This window comes from Leadbetterella byssophila DSM 17132, from assembly GCF_000166395.1.
Classification (GTDB): domain Bacteria; phylum Bacteroidota; class Bacteroidia; order Cytophagales; family Spirosomataceae; genus Leadbetterella; species Leadbetterella byssophila.
The window spans coordinates 2,207,518-2,231,254 of sequence record NC_014655.1 but is presented as its reverse complement, the minus strand read 5'-3'; the positions used below and the strand labels follow the sequence as shown (position 1 = coordinate 2,231,254).

The 23,737-nt window shown below is 41.0% G+C and carries 17 protein-coding genes; 7 read left to right on the top strand and 10 right to left on the bottom strand.

The features are described 5' to 3' along the window. Position 1 precedes the first annotated feature (1 nt). Both LBYS_RS10340 and LBYS_RS10335 read left to right on the top strand, forming a co-directional pair. Positions 2-3,088: an efflux RND transporter permease subunit gene (locus LBYS_RS10340; protein ID WP_013408825.1), complete on the top strand. Its 3,087-nt coding sequence runs from the start codon at positions 2-4 to the stop codon at positions 3,086-3,088. A 54-nt stretch (positions 3,089-3,142) separates the two neighbouring features. Continuing rightward, positions 3,143-3,655: a thioredoxin family protein gene (locus LBYS_RS10335; RefSeq protein WP_013408824.1), complete on the top strand. Its 513-nt coding sequence runs from the start codon at positions 3,143-3,145 to the stop codon at positions 3,653-3,655. Here LBYS_RS10335 and yidD read toward each other — a convergent pair. Together yidD and LBYS_RS10330 are read right to left on the bottom strand one after the other, a co-directional pair. Further along, the gene (gene yidD / locus LBYS_RS18775; RefSeq protein WP_013408823.1) at positions 3,616-3,867 is read right to left on the bottom strand and encodes a membrane protein insertion efficiency factor YidD; all 252 of its coding nucleotides are present in this window, start codon (positions 3,865-3,867) and stop codon (positions 3,616-3,618) included. The genes LBYS_RS10335 and yidD overlap by 40 nt on opposite strands. 58 nt (positions 3,868-3,925) lie before the next feature. Continuing rightward, positions 3,926-5,620, bottom strand: a complete 1,695-nt coding sequence (locus tag LBYS_RS10330) for an AMP-binding protein (protein ID WP_013408822.1) — start codon at positions 5,618-5,620, stop codon at positions 3,926-3,928. A gap of 132 nt (positions 5,621-5,752) precedes the next feature. Between LBYS_RS10330 and LBYS_RS10325 the strand changes: the two genes are divergently transcribed. Then, positions 5,753-6,262 carry a DinB family protein gene (locus tag LBYS_RS10325; protein WP_013408821.1) on the top strand — a complete coding sequence of 170 codons (510 nt, stop codon included), beginning with the start codon at positions 5,753-5,755 and terminating at the stop codon, positions 6,260-6,262. Here LBYS_RS10325 and LBYS_RS10320 read toward each other — a convergent pair. Further along, positions 6,228-7,205: an aldo/keto reductase gene (locus LBYS_RS10320; protein ID WP_013408820.1), complete on the bottom strand. Its 978-nt coding sequence runs from the start codon at positions 7,203-7,205 to the stop codon at positions 6,228-6,230. The two genes, LBYS_RS10325 and LBYS_RS10320, sit on opposite strands and share 35 nt — an antisense overlap. Before the next feature lie 111 nt (positions 7,206-7,316). Between LBYS_RS10320 and LBYS_RS10315 the strand changes: the two genes are divergently transcribed. Further along, positions 7,317-8,579, top strand: a complete 1,263-nt coding sequence (locus LBYS_RS10315; protein ID WP_013408819.1) for an alkaline phosphatase family protein — start codon at positions 7,317-7,319, stop codon at positions 8,577-8,579. A gap of 12 nt (positions 8,580-8,591) precedes the next feature. Here the strand turns inward: LBYS_RS10315 and LBYS_RS10310 are convergent, their stop codons facing one another. The 5 genes from LBYS_RS10310 to LBYS_RS10290 all read right to left on the bottom strand — a co-directional run bounded on the left by LBYS_RS10310 (position 8,592) and on the right by LBYS_RS10290 (position 15,256). Further along, positions 8,592-10,265 carry a ribonucleoside-diphosphate reductase subunit alpha gene (locus LBYS_RS10310; protein WP_013408818.1) on the bottom strand — a complete coding sequence of 558 codons (1,674 nt, stop codon included), beginning with the start codon at positions 10,263-10,265 and terminating at the stop codon, positions 8,592-8,594. Between the two features lie 5 nt (positions 10,266-10,270). Then, the gene (locus tag LBYS_RS10305) at positions 10,271-11,245 is read right to left on the bottom strand and encodes a ribonucleotide-diphosphate reductase subunit beta (RefSeq protein ID WP_013408817.1); all 975 of its coding nucleotides are present in this window, start codon (positions 11,243-11,245) and stop codon (positions 10,271-10,273) included. Positions 11,246-11,524: 279 nt separating this feature from the next. Then, entirely contained in the window at positions 11,525-13,474 is a 1,950-nt protein-coding gene (gene gyrB, locus LBYS_RS10300; protein WP_013408816.1) for a DNA topoisomerase (ATP-hydrolyzing) subunit B, read from the bottom strand. Between the two features lie 119 nt (positions 13,475-13,593). Continuing rightward, positions 13,594-14,448, bottom strand: coding sequence for a ParB/RepB/Spo0J family partition protein (locus LBYS_RS10295; protein WP_013408815.1), 855 nt, complete (start codon positions 14,446-14,448; stop codon positions 13,594-13,596). After that, positions 14,438-15,256: a ParA family protein gene (locus tag LBYS_RS10290; protein WP_013408814.1), complete on the bottom strand. Its 819-nt coding sequence runs from the start codon at positions 15,254-15,256 to the stop codon at positions 14,438-14,440. The genes LBYS_RS10295 and LBYS_RS10290 overlap by 11 nt, the downstream gene beginning before the upstream one ends. 150 nt (positions 15,257-15,406) lie before the next feature. On the opposite strand from LBYS_RS10290, the gene dnaG reads away from it, so the two are divergent. Genes dnaG through LBYS_RS10275 form a run of 3 tightly spaced genes read left to right on the top strand, consistent with a single transcriptional unit; the run spans position 15,407 to position 18,848 of the window. Next, the gene (gene dnaG / locus LBYS_RS10285; RefSeq protein ID WP_013408813.1) at positions 15,407-17,290 is read left to right on the top strand and encodes a DNA primase; all 1,884 of its coding nucleotides are present in this window, start codon (positions 15,407-15,409) and stop codon (positions 17,288-17,290) included. 35 nt (positions 17,291-17,325) lie between these two features. Continuing rightward, entirely contained in the window at positions 17,326-18,393 is a 1,068-nt protein-coding gene (locus LBYS_RS10280; RefSeq protein ID WP_013408812.1) for a TerC/Alx family metal homeostasis membrane protein, read from the top strand. A gap of 2 nt (positions 18,394-18,395) precedes the next feature. Next, positions 18,396-18,848 (top strand): regulatory protein RecX, encoded by a 453-nt coding sequence (locus LBYS_RS10275; RefSeq protein ID WP_013408811.1) that lies wholly within the window; start codon positions 18,396-18,398, stop codon positions 18,846-18,848. A 35-nt stretch (positions 18,849-18,883) separates the two neighbouring features. Here LBYS_RS10275 and LBYS_RS10270 read toward each other — a convergent pair whose 3' ends face one another. After that, entirely contained in the window at positions 18,884-20,371 is a 1,488-nt protein-coding gene (locus LBYS_RS10270; RefSeq protein ID WP_013408810.1) for a RagB/SusD family nutrient uptake outer membrane protein, read from the bottom strand. Between the two features lie 8 nt (positions 20,372-20,379). Next, on the bottom strand, positions 20,380-23,499 hold the full coding sequence (locus tag LBYS_RS10265; protein ID WP_013408809.1) for a SusC/RagA family TonB-linked outer membrane protein: 3,120 nt from the start codon (positions 23,497-23,499) through the stop codon (positions 20,380-20,382). Positions 23,500-23,737: the final 238 nt, after the last annotated feature.

Below are 23,737 nucleotides of genomic sequence, written 5' to 3'. Positions count from 1 at the left end.
CATGCAAAAGTTCATCAAAAATATAGTAGGATTCTCATTGAAGAATTCTATCATAGTCTTCTTTGCCACGGCACTACTGGTCATAGGAGGCGTTATAGCCTATTTACATACCCCTATAGAGGCCTTTCCAGATGTGACCAATACGAGGGCTAGAATCATCACCCAGTGGCCGGGTAGGAGTGCAGAGGAAGTGGAGAAATTTGTAACTCTTCCTCTGATGAAAGAGATGAATACCATCCCTAAGAAGGCGGAAGTAAGATCTATATCTCTCTTTGGTCTTTCTGTAGTGACGGTATTATTTGATGATGATGTAGATGATTTTTATGCCCAACAATATGCTTCTAACCGTTTACAGGGCGTAGAGCTGCCTGAAGGCGCCCAAGCCTCTATAGAACCTCCATATGGAGCTACAGGGGAAATCTTCAGGTATGTAGTGAGAAGTAAAAGACCCATCAAGGAACTAACTGCTATTCAGGATTGGGTAATAGAGAGAGAACTCGTAGCAGTGCCCGGAGTGGCAAATGTGGTGAGTTTTGGAGGAGAGGAGAAGACCTTTGAAATCAAGATCAATCCTACGGAGCTGGCTAACTATGACCTTTCTCCTTTGGAGGTGTACGAAGCAGTGTCCAAAAGCAATATCAATGTAGGTGGCGATGTCATAGAACAAGGAAACCAAGCTTATGTAGTGAGAGGAGTGGGTCTTTTGGAAAGTATAGAGGATATTGAAAACATTTTGATTACCGTCAAAGGCAATAGCCCCGTACTGGTTAAGCAAGTAGCAGAAGTGGCTGTAGCCGCTAAGCCAAGACTAGGTCAGGTAGGTCTGCAGGATGAAAATGACCTGGTTCAAGGTGTGGTAATGATGCTCAGGGGCGAGAATCCGGGAGATGTTATTCCTAGATTGAAGGAAAAGATAGCTGAGCTGAATCAAAACATTCTTCCAGGAGATGTTAAGATAGAACCATTTATAGACCGTACGGAGTTAGTGAACGCTACGGTGAAGACTGTGACGAAGAACTTGCTGGAAGGGATTTTCTTTGTGTCAGTAGTAGTTTTCGTTTTTCTGTACAACTGGCGGACGACCTTAATCGTGGCTACGGTCATACCCTTAGCCTTTTTGTTTGCCATCATCATGCTTAGAATACAGGGTCTTCCTGCTAATTTAATCTCTCTAGGGGCTATAGACTTTGGATTACTTTTGGAAGGAACTTTAGTGATCGTAGAGACGGTATTTGTGGCCATGGAGAAGAAAGCTCATGCGGTGGGAATGCCTACTTTCAATAGAATGAGTAAATCTGGTCTTATCAAGAAGAGTGCAGGTAGTGTTGGGTCCTATATCGTTTTTGCTCAGATCATTCTAATTGTAGCATTAATTCCAATATTCTCCTTCCAAAAGGTAGAAGGGAAGATGTTTTCTCCATTGGCTTTTACCTTAGGATATGCTTTGCTAGGTTCATTGATCCTCAGTGTTACCTACGTTCCAGCCATGTGTAAATTGATGTTAAGGGGAAATATTGAGGAGAAAGAAAATAGGATTTCTCGCTTTTTCAAGAATAGGATGTATCAGCTTTTTGCGTGGAGTTCAAAACACAAGAAAGTCACAGTCCTTTCCTATTTGCTATTGTTCTTTTCTTGCCTTACTTCCTTCTTTTTTATAGGTACAGAATTTATTCCAAAGCTGAACGAGGGGGCATTGTATGTGCGAGCTACTCTGCCGAATAGTATTAACCTTCAGGAGTCCGTGCGATTAGCTCAAGAGATGAAATCTCAGATCCGCGAGTTTGAGGAGGTGAAATTTGTATTGAATCAGGTAGGGAGGCCAAATGATGGGACTGACCCCACCGGTTTCTTCAACATAGAGTTTCATATCCAATTGCATCCTGAGAAGGAATGGAAACGAAAGATCAAAAAGGAAGACTTGGTCGAAGAAATGAGGGGCAAGTTGCAAACCTATCCCGGGATAGTATTTGGCTTCAGTCAACCTATCCAGGATAATGTAGAAGAGTATGTGGCAGGTGTGAAAAGTGCCTTAGTGGTCAAGATATTTGGAGAAGATTTAGAGGAATTAGAGGGATATGCCAGGCAGGTAGCTAAAGCCATAGAGCCAGTGGAGGGAATAAAAGATATCAACGTGTACAAAAACATGGGCTTACCCGAATTGAGAATACAGCTCCATGATCATAAGTTGGCACGCTACGGAGTAGATATTCATGACGCCCAGGCAGTGATTGAGATGGCCATAGGTGGTAGGGCGGCTACGCGTATTTTTGAGAATGAAAGGATGTTTGATGTTAGGTTGCGTTTCGACAAGAATTATAGAGATGATGACCAAAAGATAGGTGAGATCTTGATTCCAAGTAAGAGTGGAAGGAAGATTCCATTAAAGGAGATTGCTACGATTTCTTATATCACTGGCCCAACTTTTATCTATAGAGAAGGAAGCAGTAGATATATAGCAGTAGGATTTAGTGTAGAAGGGCGTGACTTAGGCAGTACCATTAAAGAGGCGAAAGCCAAAGTGGATGAGCAGGTGCATTTGCCTTCGAAAAATAAATTGGTTTGGGCAGGAGAATTTGAGAGCAAGGAAAGAGCCACTCAGCAGTTGGCCGTGATAGTTCCGGCTGTATTGGTATTGATCCTTTTCCTTTTGTACTTCAATTTTGGAACCTTAAAGGATACTTTGATCGCAGCTAGTACTATTCCATTTGCCTTTATAGGAGGATTGATTTCCTTATTAGTTACCGGTACCGTTTTTGGGATTTCTGCCGGTATAGGTTTTATTATACTCTTTGGGGTGAATACTATTAATGGTATAATCTTAATAGCGGTGATGAAAGAGAATCTAAGGAAAATGAAGCTAAAAGAGGCAATTGAAGAGGGTGTAAAAGGTAGGATCCGACCAATAGTGATGATCGCACTTATGGGTTCTTTAGGATTACTTCCCGCCGCTCTTTCTACCGGAATGGGATCTGAGATTCAGAAACCATTGGCTATCATGATTGTAGGGGGCTTGCTTATTTGTATGATCCTTTCTTTGACGGTTTTACCACAAGTGTTTTATTGGGTTTATAGAAAAGAAAAATCCTAAAGTAGCACTTTGCAACTGGAATAGTTGTTATATAAAGAATAACAGCTTGCCGAAATGAGATTTGAGGAGTATTTGAATTATTTTGAAAGTATTTTAGAAGATCCACACCCTTATCAGGATTACATCAAGATGAACTGGACGAGGATGAACCGTTGGTTAAAGACGGGTAAAGTGATGGCTGAATTACAGAATGTAATTAAAGAACCCCAGGAATGGTTAGTTATCACAGAACCGTGGTGCGGAGATGCAGCCCATACGGTCCCTTTTATTCAGATGATTGCTGAGGCAAATCCACAGGTTGAGGTAAATTATGAATTAAGAGATAGTGAGCCTTTCTCCATTGAAAAGTATTTAACAAATGGATCTAAGTCTATTCCGAAATTGGTCATTCGTGACAAGGAGGGAAATGATCTTTTTGTGTGGGGACCTAGGCCCAAGGGTTGTCAGGAACTCTTCCAAAGTATGCCTAAGGAGCTAGCTATTGTTGAACTGCAGAAATGGTATAATGAGGACAAAGGAAAAGGGGTTCAGGAAGAACTTTTATCTTTCTTAGGAACGGGATCATAACCGAAACCACCCCAAGGATGGCACCTGCCAATACGTTTTAGGCCAAGCCAGGTACCTTTGATGACGCCCCATTCCTTAATGCTTTGGATCATATAATGGGAACAGGTGGGGTCATACCTACAAGCATTAGGGAGCCATGGCGATATGCCGGCTTGATATATTCTTACCAAAAGTATGAAGAATTTGCCGAGGGTATTGTTTAGAAATTGCATAAAATAAGCAGGTCTTTTCGGGATCTGCTTTTATAACGTTTAAACGGGAAGCTCCGTTCTATTTTTCATCTCTTAAAGCTCTTCTTAAGATCTTTCCTACGTTAGTCTTAGGGAGTTCGTCTCTGAATTCTATAAACTTCGGACGTTTATAGGCTGTAAGGTTTTCTCTTGCAAAGGCTTTTACGTCTTCTTCTGTTAAGTTTGGATCTTTCTTAACAATGAAAACTTTCACTACTTCCGTAGACTTTTCATCTTCAACTCCTACGCAGGCTACTTCAAGCACACCGGGACATTGAGAAATTACTTCTTCGATCTCATTCGGATATACGTTAAAACCTGAAACTAAGATCATATCCTTTTTACGATCTACGATCTTAAAGAATCCGTCTTCCTGCATAAGGCCTATATCTCCGGTTTTGAAATACACCTTTCCATCTTCAGGATCAGTATGGAAGACCATTGCAGTTTCATCCGGTCTATTATAGTATCCTCTCATCACTTGAGGTCCATAGGCACAAATCTCACCTACTTCATTCGCTGCTCCCCAAGTTCCGTCTTCTTTTAAGATTTTAAGGATAGTTGAAGGGAAGGGAAGACCAATAGTTCCTACTTGTTGACCTCCATCTACGGGGTTAACACTCAATACCGGTGAGGTTTCTGATAGACCATAACCTTCAGATATCTTACATCCCGTAGCTTTATACCACTTTTCTGAAACAGTGGCTTGTAGGGCCATTCCTCCGGATACGGTAATTTTAAGATGGGAGAAATCTAAGGCTAAGAAATCAGGATTATTCAGCAGGGCATTGAACAAAGTGTTTAGACCCGGGAAGATAAAGATCTTGTACTTCCTTAGGTCTTTACACATGGCTTTTTGATCTCTTGGATTAGGAATCAAGATGTTGTGGAAACCTAATTTCAAGGAGGCGAATACATTCACCGTTAAGGCAAAGATGTGATAAAAAGGCAATGCACCTACAATAGTCCTAGGATAGTCATATTTGAAAGCCGGGGAGAACCATAAACTAATTCCCTCCATGTTTGCAATGAGGTTCCTGTGGGTCAATTCAGCCCCTTTAGATACCCCTGTAGTACCACCGGTATATTGAATTAGAGCCAGATCATTGATCTTCACATCCGGTTTGGTATAGGTGCTTTCTTTTCCTTTTGAAATGGCATCGTTAAACCCTACACTATCAGGAATATGGTATGGGGGAACCATCTTTTTAACCTTCTTCACCACAAAATTTACTAGTAGACGCTTAGGGAATCCCAGTGGGTCTCCTAGTTCAGTAATTATGACATGTTTTATAGATGTTTCCGGAAGAATCTTTTCCAGGTTATAGGCAAAGTTTGCTACAATCACCACTGCTTTACATCCCGAGTCGGTGAATTGGTGCTTCATCTCCCTTGGAGTATAGAGGGGGTTAGTGTTCACTACCACTAATCCCGCAAGTAAAGATCCAAATAAGGCAATGGGGTACTGGGTACAGTTAGGCATTTGTATGCCTATTCTATCTCCGGCTTTTAATCCTACACTTTGCAAATAGGCTGCAAAACCTATGGACATTTCCCGAATATCTCTATAGGTATGCGTCTTGCCCATGTAGGTGAATGCAGGTTGATGGGCAAACTTCTCAAATCCTTCCTCTAAAAGTTCTACAAGATTAGGATAAGCATCCGCGTTAAGTTCATGCGGAACGCTTTCCGGGTAATGGTTATACCAGGGAAAATTATTGTTAGAAACTGACATAAAAAACCGCTCGGGTAAATTGGAATAATTGTAAAAATAGTAGGATTTTTTGGATTGAAAATATTTTTCAAAGGAAGTTTTTGCGGAAAAGTATGCAAGTTTAAACATTATCTTAAGATTTAGCTTATTTCTATGGAATACTGGATGCAAGGTCCATTGCCGGGAATTCCGGCCTTAGTTCAGCCCGTGGCACACGTGTTAAAACAATTGCAAAAAGAGGTGCACGAGTGTATGGTAGATTTTCCTGAAAATCTGCTCTATGAAAGGCCATTTGGGCGTGCATCAGTGGGCTTTCACCTACTACATATAGGAGGTGTTATAGATAGAATGTTTACTTATGCAGAGGGTAAGATGCTAAATGATAGGCAATTCAGAGAACTTGAAGAGGAAAAGCTTCATTCCAAGTCTCTCGAAGAGCTCTTACGTCATTTGGATGATACTATAGGGTCTGCCTTGGGTAAATTGTCAGAAGTGGATCAAAGTACATTGACAGAAACCAGATATTTGGGTAGGAAAAGGATACCCGTTACTCTCATGGGGCTCCTTTTCCATAGTGCAGAACACGGTATGCGTCATTTAGGTCAATTAATAGTGACCGTTTCTGCTCTTAAGCAGCAAAAGCATCCGCCCATTCCTGAATAAGTGATAGCTCATCTCCACTTAAATGAACTCTTTGGGCATTAGCTACAGATTGTTCAGCATTTCTTGCTCCCACTAACACCGCACTAATCCCTTTTTGATTCAGTGTCCATTCTAGTATCACTTGGTGCAGACTAGCATTATGCGAATCTGCGATGGTTTGGATCTTTTGTAAAAGATCCTGTGTTTTTTCTACAAAATCTGGAGCAAAGTGAGGGTGGGTAGCTCTATGGTCCCCTTCTGCGAAAGTATAACCCGGTTTAATTTTACCCGTTAAAAGACCTCTTTCTAAAGGACTATAGGCCAATACCCCAATGCCTTCATCAAAACAGTAAGGTAAAACCTCTTTTTCAATACCTCTATTCACCATGCTATAAGGAATTTGGTTTGAGATGATGATGTTCTTCACCACTTGAACTTGTGATGCATCATAATTACAAACGCCTGCATGTCTGACTTTCCCTTGTTCTATTAACCTTTCTACGGCTTCAAATGATTCTTCAATAGGAGTAGTAACATCTGGCCAATGTATTTGGTATAAATCTATGTAATCCGTACCTAACCTTTTAAGGCTTTGTTCGCATTCATAGATAATGCTTTCTTTTCCGGCATATTTGTAGATATCTATGTCTTTACCTTCATTGTTTTTTGATGGGAAATACAAAGTACCTTTAGTATCATCCCATCTTAAACCGAACTTCGTTAAGATCTCTACCTTATCACGGGAAATGTCTATTATAGCTTCTCCCACTATCTCTTCACTGGTACCTTGTCCGTAGATAGGTGCTGTATCTATGGAGCTTACCCCTGCATCATATGCAGCTTTAATAGCATCTACTGCAGAACGTCTGTCAGTGCTTCCCCACATCCAACCTCCGGCTGCCCAGGCTCCAAAGACAATCTCTGACACCTCAAATTCGCTTCGACCTAATTTAACTTTTCTCATGGTATTTTGAATTAGACGGTGAAAATGCAAAAAAAAGGAAGGGAGCACAAGGGATAGTGCTAGTTGGAATAAAGAATCTGTAAATTTGTAGAGTCTTTGATACATAATAAAATGAAAAAAATATTTACAGTATTGTTCCTGTTATGGGGGCAATTAGCTATTGCCCAGGTAGATACCAACAGGTATGAGGTGCCGGGTAGAAAGAATATTGATCCGGATAAGCCATACGTAATTCTCATTTCTTTAGATGGATTCAGACCGGATTATATAGAGCGGCACGGTGCCGAAAATTTAAAGAGATTAGCTGAGAAGGGTGTGTTTAGCAAAGGTATGGTGCCATCTTATCCTACTAATACTTTCCCTAACCACTTTAGTATTGTTACAGGCATGTATCCTTCTAATCATGGTTTAGTGGATAATTTCTTTTATGATGCCAAAAGAGATCAGTCTTATTCTATGTATACGGCAAGTACAGTTCGTGATAGCAGTTGGTACGGAGGACTACCTCTCTGGAGTTTAGCAGAGCGGAACGGTGTGGTATCTATGAGTTTGTTTTGGGTAGCTTCTGAAAGTAGGACGAATGGGATTCCTCCTACTTATTATTACCATTATCATAACGAATTTAGTAATGATAGGAAAATAGAGATAGTAAAGGAGATGTTGTCCTTACCTGATGATGTTAGGCCCCATTTGATTACCATGTATTTTCCTGAAGTAGATTCCCAGGGTCATTACTATGGACCTTTTTCTAAGGAAACGAAAGAGGCCGTTAAGAATGTAGACGGCGCCATTCAGAAATTATGCGAAGAGGTAGATAAACTAGGCCTCAAGAATGTGAATTATGTCTTGGTCTCTGATCATGGAATGGCTGAAGCGGATGTGGATCATCTTATACCCATTCCGGAGATGGTGAGAAATAGGAAGTATGTAGTGATGAACTCCTTTTCCATGGCCAGAATCCATGTCTTGAATAAGGATCAAATCAAAAGCACCTATAAGGCTTTAAAGAAAGAAAAGAATCCAAATTACAAAGTGGTACTAACAAAGAGGATGCCTAAGAGATTGCATTTCAGGACGAATGAAGATGGGCGGTTAGGGGATATCATATTGCTACCTTATCCTCCCAAAGCTTTTGCTTCTAATCCTCCCAGTCCCAGAAAGTATCCGGGAATTCACGGATATGATGTGAAATGGGCTCCGGAAATGCATGCTACTTTTATGGCTTGGGGGCCTGCATTTAAACAAAACTACAGCATTGGAAGTTTTGAGAATGTGCATGTGTATCCTTTGATCGCAGATATTCTAGGTCTGAAATATGATCACAAGATTGATGGTAAGAAGAAAGTGCTAGAAAAAATAAAAGCCGGAAATTGATTCCGGCTTTTTTTATGATTCACAACTGCTACAAGAGACCAGGTTCGTGACTAATTCCTTAGAAACACTTTGGCTTCTTTGGTAGTACAAGGATTTTATTCCCAGTTTCCAAGCTTCTATGATCAGTCGGTTAACGTCTTTGATAGGTAACTCTGCAGGTATATTGATGTTAAGGCTTTGGCCTTGATCTACATATTTTTGACGAATAGAGGCTTGTTGGATGATTTCTAACTGGCTAATCTCTTTAAAGGTTTTAAATACAGATTTCTCATACTCGTTCAGTTCTTTCAGGTGTTGAACGCTACCGTTGTTCAGCATGATGCTTCTCCAGGTTTCCTCGTTATCTATACCTTTTTCTTCAAGAAGGGCCTTTAGGTATTTGTTTTTGCGCATGAAATTGCCTTTGGCTAATCCGGCTTTGAAGTAATTGCTGCTGAAAGGCTCAATTCCGGGTGAGGTTTGTCCCAGAATAGCAGATGAAGAAGTGGTAGGAGCTATGGCCATAGTGGTAGTATTTCTTCTACCGTATCCCTTCAATAATTCCGGTTCTCCGTAGATCATGGCTAATTCCTCAGTGGCTTTATCCGCCTCTGTCTTCATGTGCCGGAAGATTTCTGAGGTGAGCTGCTTAGCCTCCATTCCTTCAAAAGGCAGCATGCGTTTCTGAAGTAAGGAGTGCCAACCTAGGACACCAAGTCCAAGTGCTCTATGTCTTTTGGCAAAACGGTTTGCTGCTGCCAGGTAGTAGTTATCCTCTGTTTTTGCGATAAACTCTTGCAAAACGGCATCTAAGAAGAAGATGGCTAATTTTACGGCTTTGGTATCCTTCCATTCGTCGTAAAGTTCTAAGTTCATGGAGGACAAGCAGCAGATAAAGGATTCGTCTGCGCTGGAAGGCAACATGATTTCCGAGCAAAGGTTGCTGGCATTGATTCTCATGTTATGGTCCTTATACACTTGGGGCTTGTTTCTATTCACGTTATCCGTGAAGAAGATATAAGGAAGACCTTTTTGTTGTCTACTTTCTAGGACTTTTGCCCAAAGTTGACGCTTCTCCATATCCCCGTCAATCATTTCCTGCATCCAATAATCCGGAACGCAGACCGCAAAGAAGAGGTTTTGAATAGGATTACCTATGTTTTTGATCTGTAGGAATTCTTCACAGTCCGGATGGTCAATATCAAGGTAAGCGGCAAATGCCCCTCTTCTCACACCTCCTTGAGAAATGGTATCCATGGCGGTGTCAAAGAGTTTCATGAAGCTCACGGCTCCACTACTTTTACCGTTATCTGTTACGGCACTTCCTCTTCCACGTAGATCTCCGAAATAACCGGAAGTACCTCCTCCGGTTTTGGTTTGCATGATAACTTCCCCTAGTTTATGAGTAATAGACTCAATGCTATCCGGAACATGTACATTGAAACAGGAGATAGGAAGGCCTCTTTCTGTACCCATATTGGCCCAGATAGGAGAGCTTAAGGACATCCACCCACGTTCAATCATCTCTTTGAAAGCTTCAGTTAGCTCCGGCTTATAGAGACGTTTGGCTGCTGCGGAACAGATGCGGTGAATGGCTCCTTCAACTGTTTCACCGTTTAATAGGTAACCACGGTTTAATATTTGTTCACTTTCGGAGTTTTTCCACCATAATCTTTGGGCTTCTCCTTCTGCTATGAATAATTCCATATATCTTAGAATAAATCGTCTGCTGTTATGCTTTTGTCGTGTTTAGTATAGTCTACTGGTCTTTTGGCGAAGAAATCGTCTAAGCTATTAGCAAAAACCTCTTCTTCGAACCAAGCGATAGGTTGGTAATCTGCTGAACTTACGTGGAAAAGAGGAGAGAAACCTATTTTCTTCATGCTATCATCAATCCTGAATTTCATGAAGTTCAAAAGGTCTTTTTTCTTGATGATTTCTATCTCTCCTTCTGAGAAGATCCAGTCTAGAATTCTTTCTTCGACTTCTATGGATTCTCTTACGGTATCTTCTATCTGTGTGATGGTTTCAGGATCAAAGAAGTCCGGGAACTCGTCTCTGATGGTGTTCACTATATAGATTCCCCCATTGGCATGGATTTGTTCGTCAACGGATGTCCACGCGATGATATTCGACACATTCTTCATGTATCCTTTGAATCTGGTAAAGGAAAGAATAATGGCGAACTGACTGAATAGAGAAACGTTTTCAATGAGAATGGTAAAAAGGATCAAAGAGATGACATACTTTTTACGGTCTTCTGAGCGAGTGTCTTTCAATACCCCACCCAGATACTCTACTCTTTGCTTGATAACGGGTATTTCCAATAGTTTCTGGAACTCGTTATTATAACCCAGAACTTCTAACAGTCGGGAATAGGCTTCTGAGTGTCGGAACTCACATTCGGCAAAAGTAGTGCCTAGTCCATTGAATTCCGGTTTTGGGAAATGATCGTAAAGGTTTCCCCAGAATGTTTTTACGGCGACTTCAATCTGGGCAATTGCCAAAAGACTGTTCTTGACGGCTGAGCGCTCTGCTGGACTTAAGTGGGAGTGAAAGTCTTGCGTGTCAGCGGTGAAGTCAACCTCACTATGTACCCAATAGGCTTTGTTTATCGCACTGGTGAAAGTCAGAATTTCAGGATACTCAAAGGGTTTATAATTGATGCGTTTGTCGAATATGCTCATGCCAAAAGGAGATGAATTTCTTATTTACTGAATGACAGTAGGTTGTATAATTTTGTTCACTTGTATGAACAAATATAAATGAAAATTTGTCAACTTTTTAATTTATTAATTTTAAAAAGTTAGCAAACTTTTGTGCGTAAAAAATTAAATATCAATCAATTAACGATTTTTGATATAAGAAAAGTGCACAAAAAAATAAAATATTGATAATATATTTTTTGAGAAGGGAGGAAAAAAAAGCGGAGAGGTAATCTCCGCTTTTTTGGAGGGATATTTATCTTATGCGTCTACGTTAGCATAGCGTGCATTTTTCTCAATAAAGTCACGTCTAGGTGGTACATCGTCACCCATTAACATGGAGAATAACATATCTGCTTCAGCGGCAGATTCTATAGTAACCTGTTTTAACGTGCGGTGCTGAGGGTTCATGGTAGTTTCCCAAAGCTGTTCAGGGTTCATCTCTCCCAAACCTTTATAACGCTGAACTCCTACGTTTTCTTCTTTTCCACCACCGGCTAACTTTTTAACAGCAGCGTAGCGTTGTTCTTCGGTCCATGCGTAGATCTCATCTTTACCTTTTTTAACAAGGTATAGAGGGGGTTGAGCGATGTATAGGTAACCGTTTTCTATGATTTCACGCATGAATCTATAGAAGAAGGTAAGGATCAAAGTACGGATGTGACTACCGTCAATATCGGCATCCGTCATGATGATGATCTTGTGATATCTCAATTTTTCAAGATTCAGCGCTCTTTCGTCGCCCTCTTTTCCGATCTGAACTCCAAGAGCAGTGAAGATGTTTTTGATCTCTTCGTTTTCGTAGATCTTATATTCCTGAGCTTTTTCCACGTTAAGGATTTTACCTCTTAATGGAAGAATGGCCTGGAAGTTTCTATCTCTCCCTTGTTTTGCAGAACCTCCTGCAGAGTCACCCTCTACCAGGTAGACTTCGCAAAGTGCCGGATCATGCTCGGAGCAGTCGGCTAGTTTTCCGGGAAGTCCGGATCCTACTAAAACGTTTTTACGTTGAACCATCTCTCTGGCTTTCTTTGCAGCTATACGCGCTCTTGCCGCCAGAATCACTTTATCTACGATGATCTTCGCATCTTTCGGATTTTCCTCCAGGTAGTTTTCAAGCATTTCCTGTACGCAACCACTCACTGCAGCGGTTACTTCAGAGTTACCTAGTTTAGATTTGGTTTGACCTTCGAATTGAGGTTCAGCCACCTTTACTGAGATAACGGCAGTTAGACCTTCGCGGAAGTCGTCACCTGAAATCTCAATCTTCTCTTTTGCTAATAAACCTGATTTTTCAGCATAGCTTTTCAATGTACGCGTTAAGGCCATGCGGAAACCGGACACGTGTGTACCGCCTTCAGGAGTGTTAATATTATTTACGAAAGAAGATACGTTTTCAGAATAAGAGGTATTGTAGGTCATGGAAACTTCTACCGGTACCCCGTCTCTTTGACCCTCCATATACATTGGAGTGGTGATCAGGCGTTCTCTGCTTTTGTCCAGATATTCTACAAACTCTATTAGACCACCTTCTGAGTGGAACTCTTCGTATTTTGGTTTTCCTTCTTCGTCTAATTCTCTAAGGTCAGTCAGAGTAAGGGTGATTCCTTTGTTCAGGAAAGAAAGTTCACGAAGACGGTTAGCTACCGTTTCGTACTTGTATTCTGTTACCTGAAAAATGCTATCATCCGGTTTGAAGTGAATGATAGTTCCTCTGTAATCTGTAGTGCCTATTTCTCTGGCAGGATAAAGAGGCTTACCAATGCTGAACTCCTGTTCCGTGATCTTTCCGTCTCGGTGAACTTCTGCTCTCAAGTGAGTAGAAAGGGCATTCACACAGGATACCCCCACGCCGTGAAGACCTCCGGATACTTTATAGGTGTCTTTATCAAATTTACCACCGGCATGAAGTACGGTAAGTACAACTTCAAGGGCAGATTTTTGTTCTTTCTCGTGCCAACCGGTAGGGATACCTCTACCGTTATCCTTTACTGTAATCGAGTTGTCAGTATTGATCGTAGTTTCAATTCGGTTACAGTATCCTGCCATAGCCTCATCTATGGAGTTATCTACAACCTCCCAGATTAAATGGTGCAGACCTTTTATTCCGATGTCTCCAATGTACATAGCCGGACGTTTACGTACGGCTTCTAAACCTTCCAGTACCTGGATATTACTAGCTGAGTAGTCTTGTTTGTTGTTTTCGCTCATAGCATTTGAAAAGTCCCTTCTTGGGACTTAAAATCTTACAAAGATAACAAATTTTCGCGTAAAAGACTAACGATTGGAGTTCTTGTCCGGCGAATTATTAGTCCCTTAATATCTTAGGTTTATTTCAATTTTTGCAAGATCTTTTCCAGATCATCTGCATTAGAAAAACGGATAGTAACCTGTCCTTTGTTGATGTCTTGAACCTTGATTTTAATAGGCACTTTGGTCTTACCTTTTAGGGTCATTTCCTCTATGCGCATATCTTCCCTGTGCATTTCCAGTTCATTCGCCTGAGCCTCGAAGGCATTACCTCTTTTGACCAGAGCTTCTACCTCCCGGGCACTAAGGTTATCTTCCAGGATCTTCTGGTAGATATCCATTTGCAAAGATGGGTCATTCACCGGGATCAAAGGACGAACTTGCCCTACTGTAACTACACCCAGTACTAAGCCGGTTTGAATCTCTGTGGGTAGCTGGAGCAAGCGTAGAAAATTAGTGATGTTAGATCTGCTTTTTCCTACCCTTTGGCCTAAGTCTTCTTGGCGGAAACCTAGTTCTTCCATCATCCGGCGGTAAGAAAGGGCTATTTCTATAGGGTTGAGGTTTTCCCTTTGGATGTTTTCGATCAAAGCCATCTCTAAAGAGCGCTGATCGTCTACTTCCCTGATATAGGCAGGTATGCGGGTTAGGCCCGCTAACTTGGATGCCCGGAACCTTCTTTCCCCTGAAATAATTTCCAGCTTCCCTTCAGAAGTTTCTCTAACGGTTATGGGCTGAATGAGTCCCTGCAGTTTGATGGAGTCTGCCAGTTCTCTCAAAGCAGATTCATCAAAGGATTTGCGGGGCTGGGAGCTTCCCACCACTATTCTGTCTACCTCTACCTCTTTAACTCCTACAAATGCGGCTACTTTACGTTTGACCACTAAGTCAGAATCTCCCAAAAGGGAGTTGAGGCCTTTTCCTTTATTCTCCATTTTTTATCTCAGGAAGCGAATTTCTTCTTAATAGTTCTTTGGCTAGATCAATATAACTCTTTGCTCCTTTGTTTTCCAAATAAGAGATATCAAATTCTCCATCTTCAGAGAACATTAACAGGGCAGGTACGCCGTAGCTTGGTGCTTCGGCTAATTTCACATTTCTTGGTACTAAGGTGCTAAAACATAAGGTGCCAAAGTGTTTTCTTACGTCATCCACCACCATCTTAGACAGGTTTGTTCTGCCATCATACATGGTCAATACGTAACCTTCCATGGCTAGTTCAGGATTCAATCGCTTACGGATGATCTCTATAGTGTTCTGCAGCTTTGCAATTCCTTCCAAAGCGAAGTACTCGCACTGTACGGGAATAAGTACACTATCAGAAGCCACGATGGAGTTGATAACCATTAGACCTAAGGAAGGGGAACAGTCGATAAAGATAAAATCATAATCATCCTTAACTTCCCCTATGATTTCCTTCAATATATATTCTCTGGCTACCTGATTTACGATTTCAAGTTCGAAACCTGCTAGGTCAATGTGAGAGGATATGAGGTCCAGGTTAGGAATTTGGGTTTTAACTATACAGTCTTTGATAGGCGACTGACCCACGAGCGCCGTATAGATATTATGTTTTTGTTCTTTACTATCTACTCCAATGCCTGAGCCGGCGTTTGCCTGGGGATCTGTGTCGATGAGCAGGATTTTATAATCCAGCACAGCGAGGCTGGCCGATAGGTTGATGGCAGTAGTGGTTTTACCCACTCCACCTTTCTGGTTTACAATGGAAATAATCTTACCCATAAGGAGTATTGGTTTTTTAAAAGAAGAACAAAGATAAAAAAGTTAAGAGATATACTGCGCTGTGTATGTTTATAACTCGGCTTATTGTGGAAAAAAAATGCTTGGACGCATTTGTACATTCCATAGGTAAAAAAGCCTTACTTTTACGTTATGATTCCTCAGGATACCGTCAATCAAATTCTTCAAGCTGCTGATATTGGTGAGGTAGTAGGCGAGTTTGTGACCCTTAAGAGAAGGGGGGCAAACCTAATAGCTTGTTGCCCATTCCATAATGAGAAAACTCCGTCCTTCTCTGTCTCTCCTGCTAAGGGTATTTATAAGTGTTTTGGCTGTGGAAAAGGCGGTGATTCCGTAAGGTTTGTGATGGATTTGGAAGGTCTTTCTTATCCGGATGCTCTTAAATGGTTAGCAAAGAAGTATAACATTGAGATCAAGGAGAAGGAATTTACGGACTCTGAGCTTGCTGCGCAAAATGAAAGGGAAAGTCTCTTCATCGTCTCAGAATTTGCAAATAATTTCTTTAGAGATTATCTCCTAAATAGCTCTGAAGGACAAAGTGTAGGGGCCAGCTATTTCATAGAAAGAGGCTTTTCAAAGCCGGTTATGGAAAGATTTCATTTGGGTTTCGCTCCTGACGGCAGAGATCTGTTCTATAAAACCGCTACCCAAGCGGGTTTTTCCCAGGAAGTATTAGAAAAGGCGGGTTTAGTTTCTAAAAAGGATGACAATACATATCTGGACCGCTTCAGAGGGAGGGTAGTATTCCCTATCCATAATGTTGCGGGGAAAACCATAGCTTTTGGTGCCAGAATCTTAAAAACGGATGCGAAAGCTCCGAAATACATCAACTCTCCTGAGACGGAAATTTACCATAAAAGCAAGATAGTTTATGGTATCTATCAGGCAAAGAACGCGATCCGACAAAAAGAGAACTGTTTCCTTGTAGAAGGTTATACAGATGTGATTTCATTACATCAAGCAGGAATAGAGAATGTGGTGGCCTCCTCAGGAACTTCCTTAACGGTAGAGCAAATACGCTTGATAGGAAGGTTTACGGATAATATAACGGTGCTTTATGACGGAGACTCTGCGGGTATTAAAGCATCCCTAAGAGGTATAGATCTGATACTTGAAGAGGGTTTGAATGTAAAAGCCGTGGTTTTTCCGGAAGGCGATGATCCGGATAGTTATATTCGAAAGGTTGGGGGTGAGGCATTTACCAGGTATGTAGAGCAGAACCAAAAAGACTTTATCCGTTTTAAAACGGAAATCTCTCTTGAAGATGTAGGACAGGACGCAGTGAAGAAAGCTGAACTTGTAGAGAGTTTAGTGCTTTCCATTACCAAGGTTCCAAATCCTGTAAAGCGTCAAATCTTTTATCAGGAAGTAGCAAAGCTCCTTAACATTGATGAAGCCATACTGATCAATGAAGGCAATAAGAAGACCGTCACTAATCTCAAGCCTGTGGCTAAGCAGGATGGAGGGCAGGTGGCGCCTAAAAGAAACATTGAGATGGAGATCCTTTCTCAAGAGGATCATCCGGAAGAGGAGGCTTTGGTAAGGGATTTGGTACTATATGGTCAGGTACAGATCTCTGAAGCGCATGTATTGGCAGATTATATCTTCTCCGAAACGGAGGCTGATATTGTTCAAGATCCTGTTCTGAATGCTATATACCGTCAGTATTATGAATTTTATAGTAGGGGCGAAGCTCCAACTACCAGATACTTCATTTCCCATCCTGATCATAGAATACAAGAGAAAGTGATACAATGGGAGACCCCAAAGCATGAGCTCAGTCAGCACTGGAAGAAGTACGAGATCTTCATTCCTGAGTATCAAGATAATCTGGGAGAAAATATTACTCGCATCAACTTTAGAATAGCCTTATTAAAGATTAAAAAGGAAATCAATCAGGTCATAGAAGAGTTGAATTTTGTGGATGAAGAAAAGGAGGTGATTCTTTTGGAACATTTGAAGGAGAAGTTAGCCGAGCGAAAAGAGATAGCAGAATTCTTAGGGTCTGTACTTTAATTTTTTTGATTTACTTTGTATTTTAATTTATAAAAATGAATCTATCTAACGAGGTTATATTTTTCGGTGGCTTCGCCTTGTTCACCATTTTTGTGATGCTTTTAGATTTGGGAGCATTTAGTAGTAAGAAGGAACACGTAGTGAAGTTTAAGGAAGCCGCTTTTTGGTCGGCCGTATGGGTGAGCTTGGCTATAGCGTTTTACTTCTTTTTGCGCCACTATGGCCATTGGGTACATGATGTGAGTGATGCAGCCCATTTGCAGCATATTAAAGATGAGTTCTATCCTGCCATAGATTTTACAGGCGACTATGTCAGGGATATGACCTTGTTCCAAAATAACATGGCACTGGAATATATCACCGGATATTTGGTGGAGTATTCCTTGTCAGTAGATAATATCTTTGTTTTTATTCTGATATTCAATTCCTTCGGAGTTAAGCCAAAGCATTACAAGAAGGTCTTGGTTTGGGGGATATTAGGTTCCATAGTTTTAAGATTTGTATTCATCTTCTTAGGTGCAGCTTTGATACAGAAGTTTGATTGGATCTTGTTAGTATTTGGCGCATTCCTGGTTTATACGGGATTATCTATCTTGTTTAAGAAGGAGGAAGAAGAGAATATTGATACCAAAAACCACCCGGCTGTAAAGATAACCGGAAGGTTTTTCAATGTATATGAACGCTTTGTGGCAGATAGATTATTCTTCCGCAACAAGTACCATAAGAACAAGGTGTATGTTACTCCACTTTTCATGGTGATTGTGGTGATTGCTTTCACAGATGTGATCTTTGCGGTGGATTCTATTCCTGCCATCTTCTCCATCACTAAAGATCCGTATATCGTATTCTTCTCGAATGTATTTGCTATCATGGGTCTTAGGTCTATGTTCTTCTTCTTGGTGAACATTATTGATATGTTCGCTTATTTGAAATATGGCTTAGGCGTGTTATTGACGTTTATTGGGGTGAAGATGTTAGCGCATACTTGGTTACATGAGATTGGATTCACTAATGTGCATTCTCTTTTAATGATCATCGGTATTCTTGCAGTGAGTATCATTGCTTCATTACTATTTCCACCTAAAGCAGAAGAGGCGGCATAAATATGAAGTCCTTTCTCTTAAAGGCGGCTCAGTTTTGTGTATATCAGGAGCGTACCCAGCAGGAAGTACGGGATAAGTTATATTCTTGGGGGGCAAGTACAGATGAAGTTGAGGAGGTGATTGCCTATCTTATCACTGAAAATTATCTCAATGAAAGTCGGTTTGCCAAGCAGTTTGCAGGAGGTAAGTTTAGGGTTAAGAGATGGGGAAGGCGAAAGATTCGGTATGAATTAAAAGGCAAAGGTCTGAGTGATAGGTGCATTGAAGAGGGGATGGCTGAAATTCCGGATGATGATTACCAGGAAGTCATACTGGAGCTTATAGATAAGCAAAGAGAGAAACTGAAGTCAGAAACCAATCCTTTGGTTCGACAAAAAAAAATGGTGGACCATCTGGTAAATAAAGGATTTGAGCCTGATTTGGTCTTGGATCTAATAAAGAAAGGCCGTCCCTAAAAGGGGCGGCCTTTTGTCTATTAACCAATTTAAACTTATTTCCATCCTCCATTTGAGGTACCTTTTCCGTCTGCCTTAGCTACAGTGCCAAAGGTGTAGAAAGGAGGTTCTACGCGGAATGTCTCTAATGTTCTTGCTGGTATAGGGAAATGCAAGAAGGTACCTTTTTGTAACAGGTCTAGTTTTCTCATAGTGAAGAATTGTAGACCACCACTACTTACTGTACATTCTACATGTCTTTCGTGATGAATAGCTTGTAAGATATCGTCTTTATTTACTGCTACCGGACTCATTTTACCTCTAGTAATACGAGTTGAGGCATTGATAATATCTGCGGCTTCCTGTAATTCACCTAAATAAACACGTGCTTCTGCTCTCATCATATCGTTTTCAGTTTTCATGATATGCGCTTTTGGACCTGAATGGTTAACAAACAGGTGATCATAACGCGAATGACGATAGTTTGAGAAGTTGAAATATCCTCTGTCTGCGCGGAAGCCGTTTGATGCAGTGTATTGGAAGTCAGTGAAGAGGCGTTGGTCAACTGGGTCTGTAGAAGCCGGAGGGTGAGGGAAGTCAGCTCTATTTTCCCAGATTTGAGGCTGTTTTGGATCCATCATGTGTACCACGTACATGTCCACCTTGCCCCAACCTGCAGTGGTAAGGTACTGGGTACCTTGATCGTACCAAAGGGTACCACCATCAAATACCACGTTCCAGTCGGCAGTGATACCTGCATCCGCGTATGCTTTCACTTTTGCCCAGTTTACAGCAGCTAGTTCTGTCTTGTTTCTAGGAACGTTTGACATGATTCTTGCTGCCACTGTGCTTGCTATTTTCTTGAATTCAGTGTTTGATATAGCCGTCTGCGAAGCGAACCAGCTGGTTGGAATTGAGAAAGTATTGTTGCTAAGAGAAATAGCTTGATCCAAGTATTCTATTGCTTTAGCAGCCACCTCATTATACGGGATAGCGGTTTCAAACACTCCTTCTACAGTAGTTTTCTCATCCACTACATGAGCTCTGTCATACACTAGGGCCAGATTTCCATAGGCAATACCCTGGATGAATCTAGCTACTGCCATAGTTCTGTTATTTCCTTCTCCGTTTTTGCCAATTTGAACACCGCTTTCTATGGCTTTGATCACGTTGTTGGCCGTGGCTATAGCACCATACATTCTATCGTAAGTATATTTGGTTTGCGATTGGTTCGAATAGCTAGGGCTGTTATCCCAAGCGAGGTCCCTTGGTTCGCTTGAAGCGTGCCACATACCGAAGTTACCGTGAGAACAAGTCACATTATCAGAAGCTACTGCTAACATGGGTTTTACACCACTAGGGTTATGTTCTCCATGGTAGTAGGTATTGAAAAGGTTACTGGCTACATTTTCTACGTCTTCTCCTTTTGCATACACCTTCTGGAAATCGGGGTTGTTTTTGTTTTCTACATCTAGTAGATCAGGGTCACATCCGGCCAAGATCAAGGCAGAAAATGCGAGGAAAATTGATTTTATATTTTTCATCGTTCAAATTAGAAGTTTAGAGTAAGTGAAAACGCGTATTGTCTGTAAAGTGGGTTGGCATAAATACCATCTACAGGGAAGCGGATTGATCCCACTTCAGGGTCATACCCTGAATAGTTAGTGAAAGTTAAAAGGTTTCTACCAATAACTCTGGCATTAATACCTTTAGAGAAGCCTTTCACCCAACGGCTAGGAAGGTTATATCCTATAGCTAATTCTCTTACTTTAACATATGTGCCGTCTTCTACCCAGTAAGCATTTGCATTATTTGCATCGTAGAAACCGGTGTTAGAGCCTACGTAAGAAGCCACTTTCTTCTTGTCTTGAGGAACATTCGTCATGTCTTGTCGTTTACTCACGTTGTTAAATGCCAAACGCTGCTCTTTGCCATTGTAGATGTCTCCACCTTGTTTCCAGTCTAGTAATAAGTAGAATTGGAAGTTTTTATAAGTAACGGTGTTAGTGATACCGGCTATGAAGTCAGGGTTACCATTACCTATTTTTCCGTACCAAGGAGTTCCATCAGCGTTAAGTTTCTTGATCGGCATTTCACTTGCTGTTCCTTGAGATCCTTTTGGAACTACATAACCGTCACTGTTGATTTCGTAATCGCCAATGGTTTTTCCTTCTGGGAGCTGTTGAGACATCTCTTCCAGTGTTCTTATCATTTTATAACCGTAAATGGCACCGTAAACCTCGCCTTCTGCGATTCTGAACAGGTTACCTTGGTCACCGTTTAGGTCTTGACCACCTGGGCTATAAGGAGGGATAGGGAGTTTAGTGATCTTCTGATTTACTTTAGAGAATACAATATTGGTATTCCAAGAGAAATCCTTTTTCTTATACCAGTTGGCACCTAAGGTGAATTCAAAGGTATTGGATTTTACTTCCCCGGCATTTTGCCACTGGTTAGGGAAACCGTCATTCAAGAACGCTACCAAAGGAACGTTTAAGAATTGGTCTTTGGTTACTGACATGGCATAAGTAGCCTCAAAGGTAAACTTCTTCAAGAAGTCTACATTGATACCAATTTCCGTTTCAGCTGTAGTAGAAGGTTTTAGCAAGCGGTTACCTTTTTGAGAAGGAGAGGTATTACCACTAGATAAGCTATAAACTTCATATTGCCATGCGAAATTAGGACGGATACCTGCTGTACCATGAGCAACACGCACTTTTAATTCATCAATTCCGTTGATTTTTACATCTTCAGAAATACGGTATGCCCCGGATAATCTGTAATAAGAATTCCATCTGGCATCCGGTCCGAACAAGGATGAACCGTCATAACGGTACATACCGTCAAATAAGTAACGATCTTTATAATCTAAACCTAAGATGGCAAAATAGTTCTGAGCTCTTTCGTCTTCTTGGTAAGAGTCACCTGAGGTAATGTCTTCTGAACGGATGTTTTTGAAGTTTTCTATTCCTGAGATCACGAACTTCTGTCCATACATGTAGTTACTTTCGTAATGACGATTTTCATACAGGTATGATAGTTTTGCTCTAGTAGATAGATCACCAAATTTACGGTTCAGGTTCAAAGTGAACTGGCTGTTTGCTGTTTTTGATTCGTTAGTAGAATTAGAAATACTACCACCACTATATTTTTGGTAGTTATCCTCAATCACACCACCTGAACGCTGCCAAGTATCCATAGGGTTGATAATTTCCTCACGGAAGTTTGAAATCTCCATGGTTTGTGTAAGGTCTAGATCAGCCCATGATGTAAGGCGTACGTTAGCGGAGTAGTTAGCTAACCATCTACGCGTTTTAGCCTCTTGCTTTCTCTTATATAGATAATAAAGAGGGTTTTCAGTTTCGTCATTGAAGTGGTTAAAACGAACATAATATGGCTGGCCATCAGGGTTCTTAGCAAATACATCTACGTCCTTCTCTAGACGAGCAATGTTATAGAAAATACCGTTGCTTTGAGAAGGAGTGTTAGTGGTTCTGTTCAGGAATAAGTTCGAAGCACTTACTTTTAACCATTTAGTTAGGTGATGGTCTACGTTGATTCTGAAGTTCTGACGGTTATAACCATCTGTCAACTTCATAACGCCTTGTTGTAAATTGTTCTCAAACGACAGATAAACGTTCCCCCTATCGGTACGGTTGGACACAGACACAAAGTTAGTTAAGTTAGTACCTGTACGGAAGATGTCACTTTGCATGTCTCTATATACTCCATAAGGATTATCCATATAGCCATCAGGGTCAATACTTCTACTTCCTGTGATTCTTGGATCATATCCACCTCCTGCATAATCAGCTGGATAAGTAACGCCTTTGTACTTCGTATACCTTCCTTGAGCAGTTTGCCAGTCATCTGCTAAAGCATAAACATGAGACTCTGCTGTTTCCAGATATTTTGCGATTTGAGAGCTACCGATCTCGTTTCTAACCACGATATCCGTTTTGTTAATGCTTCCTGAACTACCACGTTTAGTAGTTACGGCAATTACACCATTACCTGCACGCGAACCGTAAAGGGCGGCAGCTGCAGCACCTTTTACTACTTCAATGGACTCAATATCATCAACGTTAAGGTCAGCTAAGCTACCTGTTAGGATGATACCGTCTACTAAAAGTAGGGGAGCAGAGCTGGTGTTTAGGTTGTTGTCACCTCTTAATAATAAGTCAACGTTCGCACCTGGGCTACCGCCTCCGGCAGAGGTTTTAAGACCGGCAACCTTTCCCGTTAATGCTCCGGCTGCTGAAGTGGCTGGTACAATACTCAACTTGTCACCGCCTACTTTTGCTACAGAAACGGTTAGTTTCTTACGTGAAGTAGCACCGGCAACACCCGTAACAACCAGTTCGTCCAACAGTTTTAAGTCTGTTTCTAGACTTACATTAATGACAGAGCGATTTCCTACACTTTGTTCTGAACTAGCAAATCCAACGAAGGAAAATACGAGAGTTTGGCTTGATGAAGCTTGAATGGAAAAGGATCCTTCTGCATCTGTGTTAGTAGCAATGGAGCTGCCTTTTACTTGTACTGTAGCTCCAGGGATGGGTGAGCCGTCTTCAGAGGCTGTTACTTTTCCGGTAATGGTTCTGTTCTGGGCTTGTGTTTCGCTCCAAAAAAGCAAAAGCAAGCTCAGAAGAAAAAGTAGATTTTTCTTCATAGTTAATGTTTGTTATTTAGTTAGAAATCGTCGAAGCAATAATAAAAATAAATTTCTATAAAAGGAAGGATGAGTTCTTAATTATTCGCAAAAATTAACCGAAAGTAAAATTTAATTCTGTAGTCCAATAATTGGGCGGTTGATTTATTAGTATGACAATAATTGTGATTTTTTGATTAATTTTTCGCTTAAATGGAGCGATTTATGTGTAGTTAAGTGGTTGTAAATCAGGTGTTTG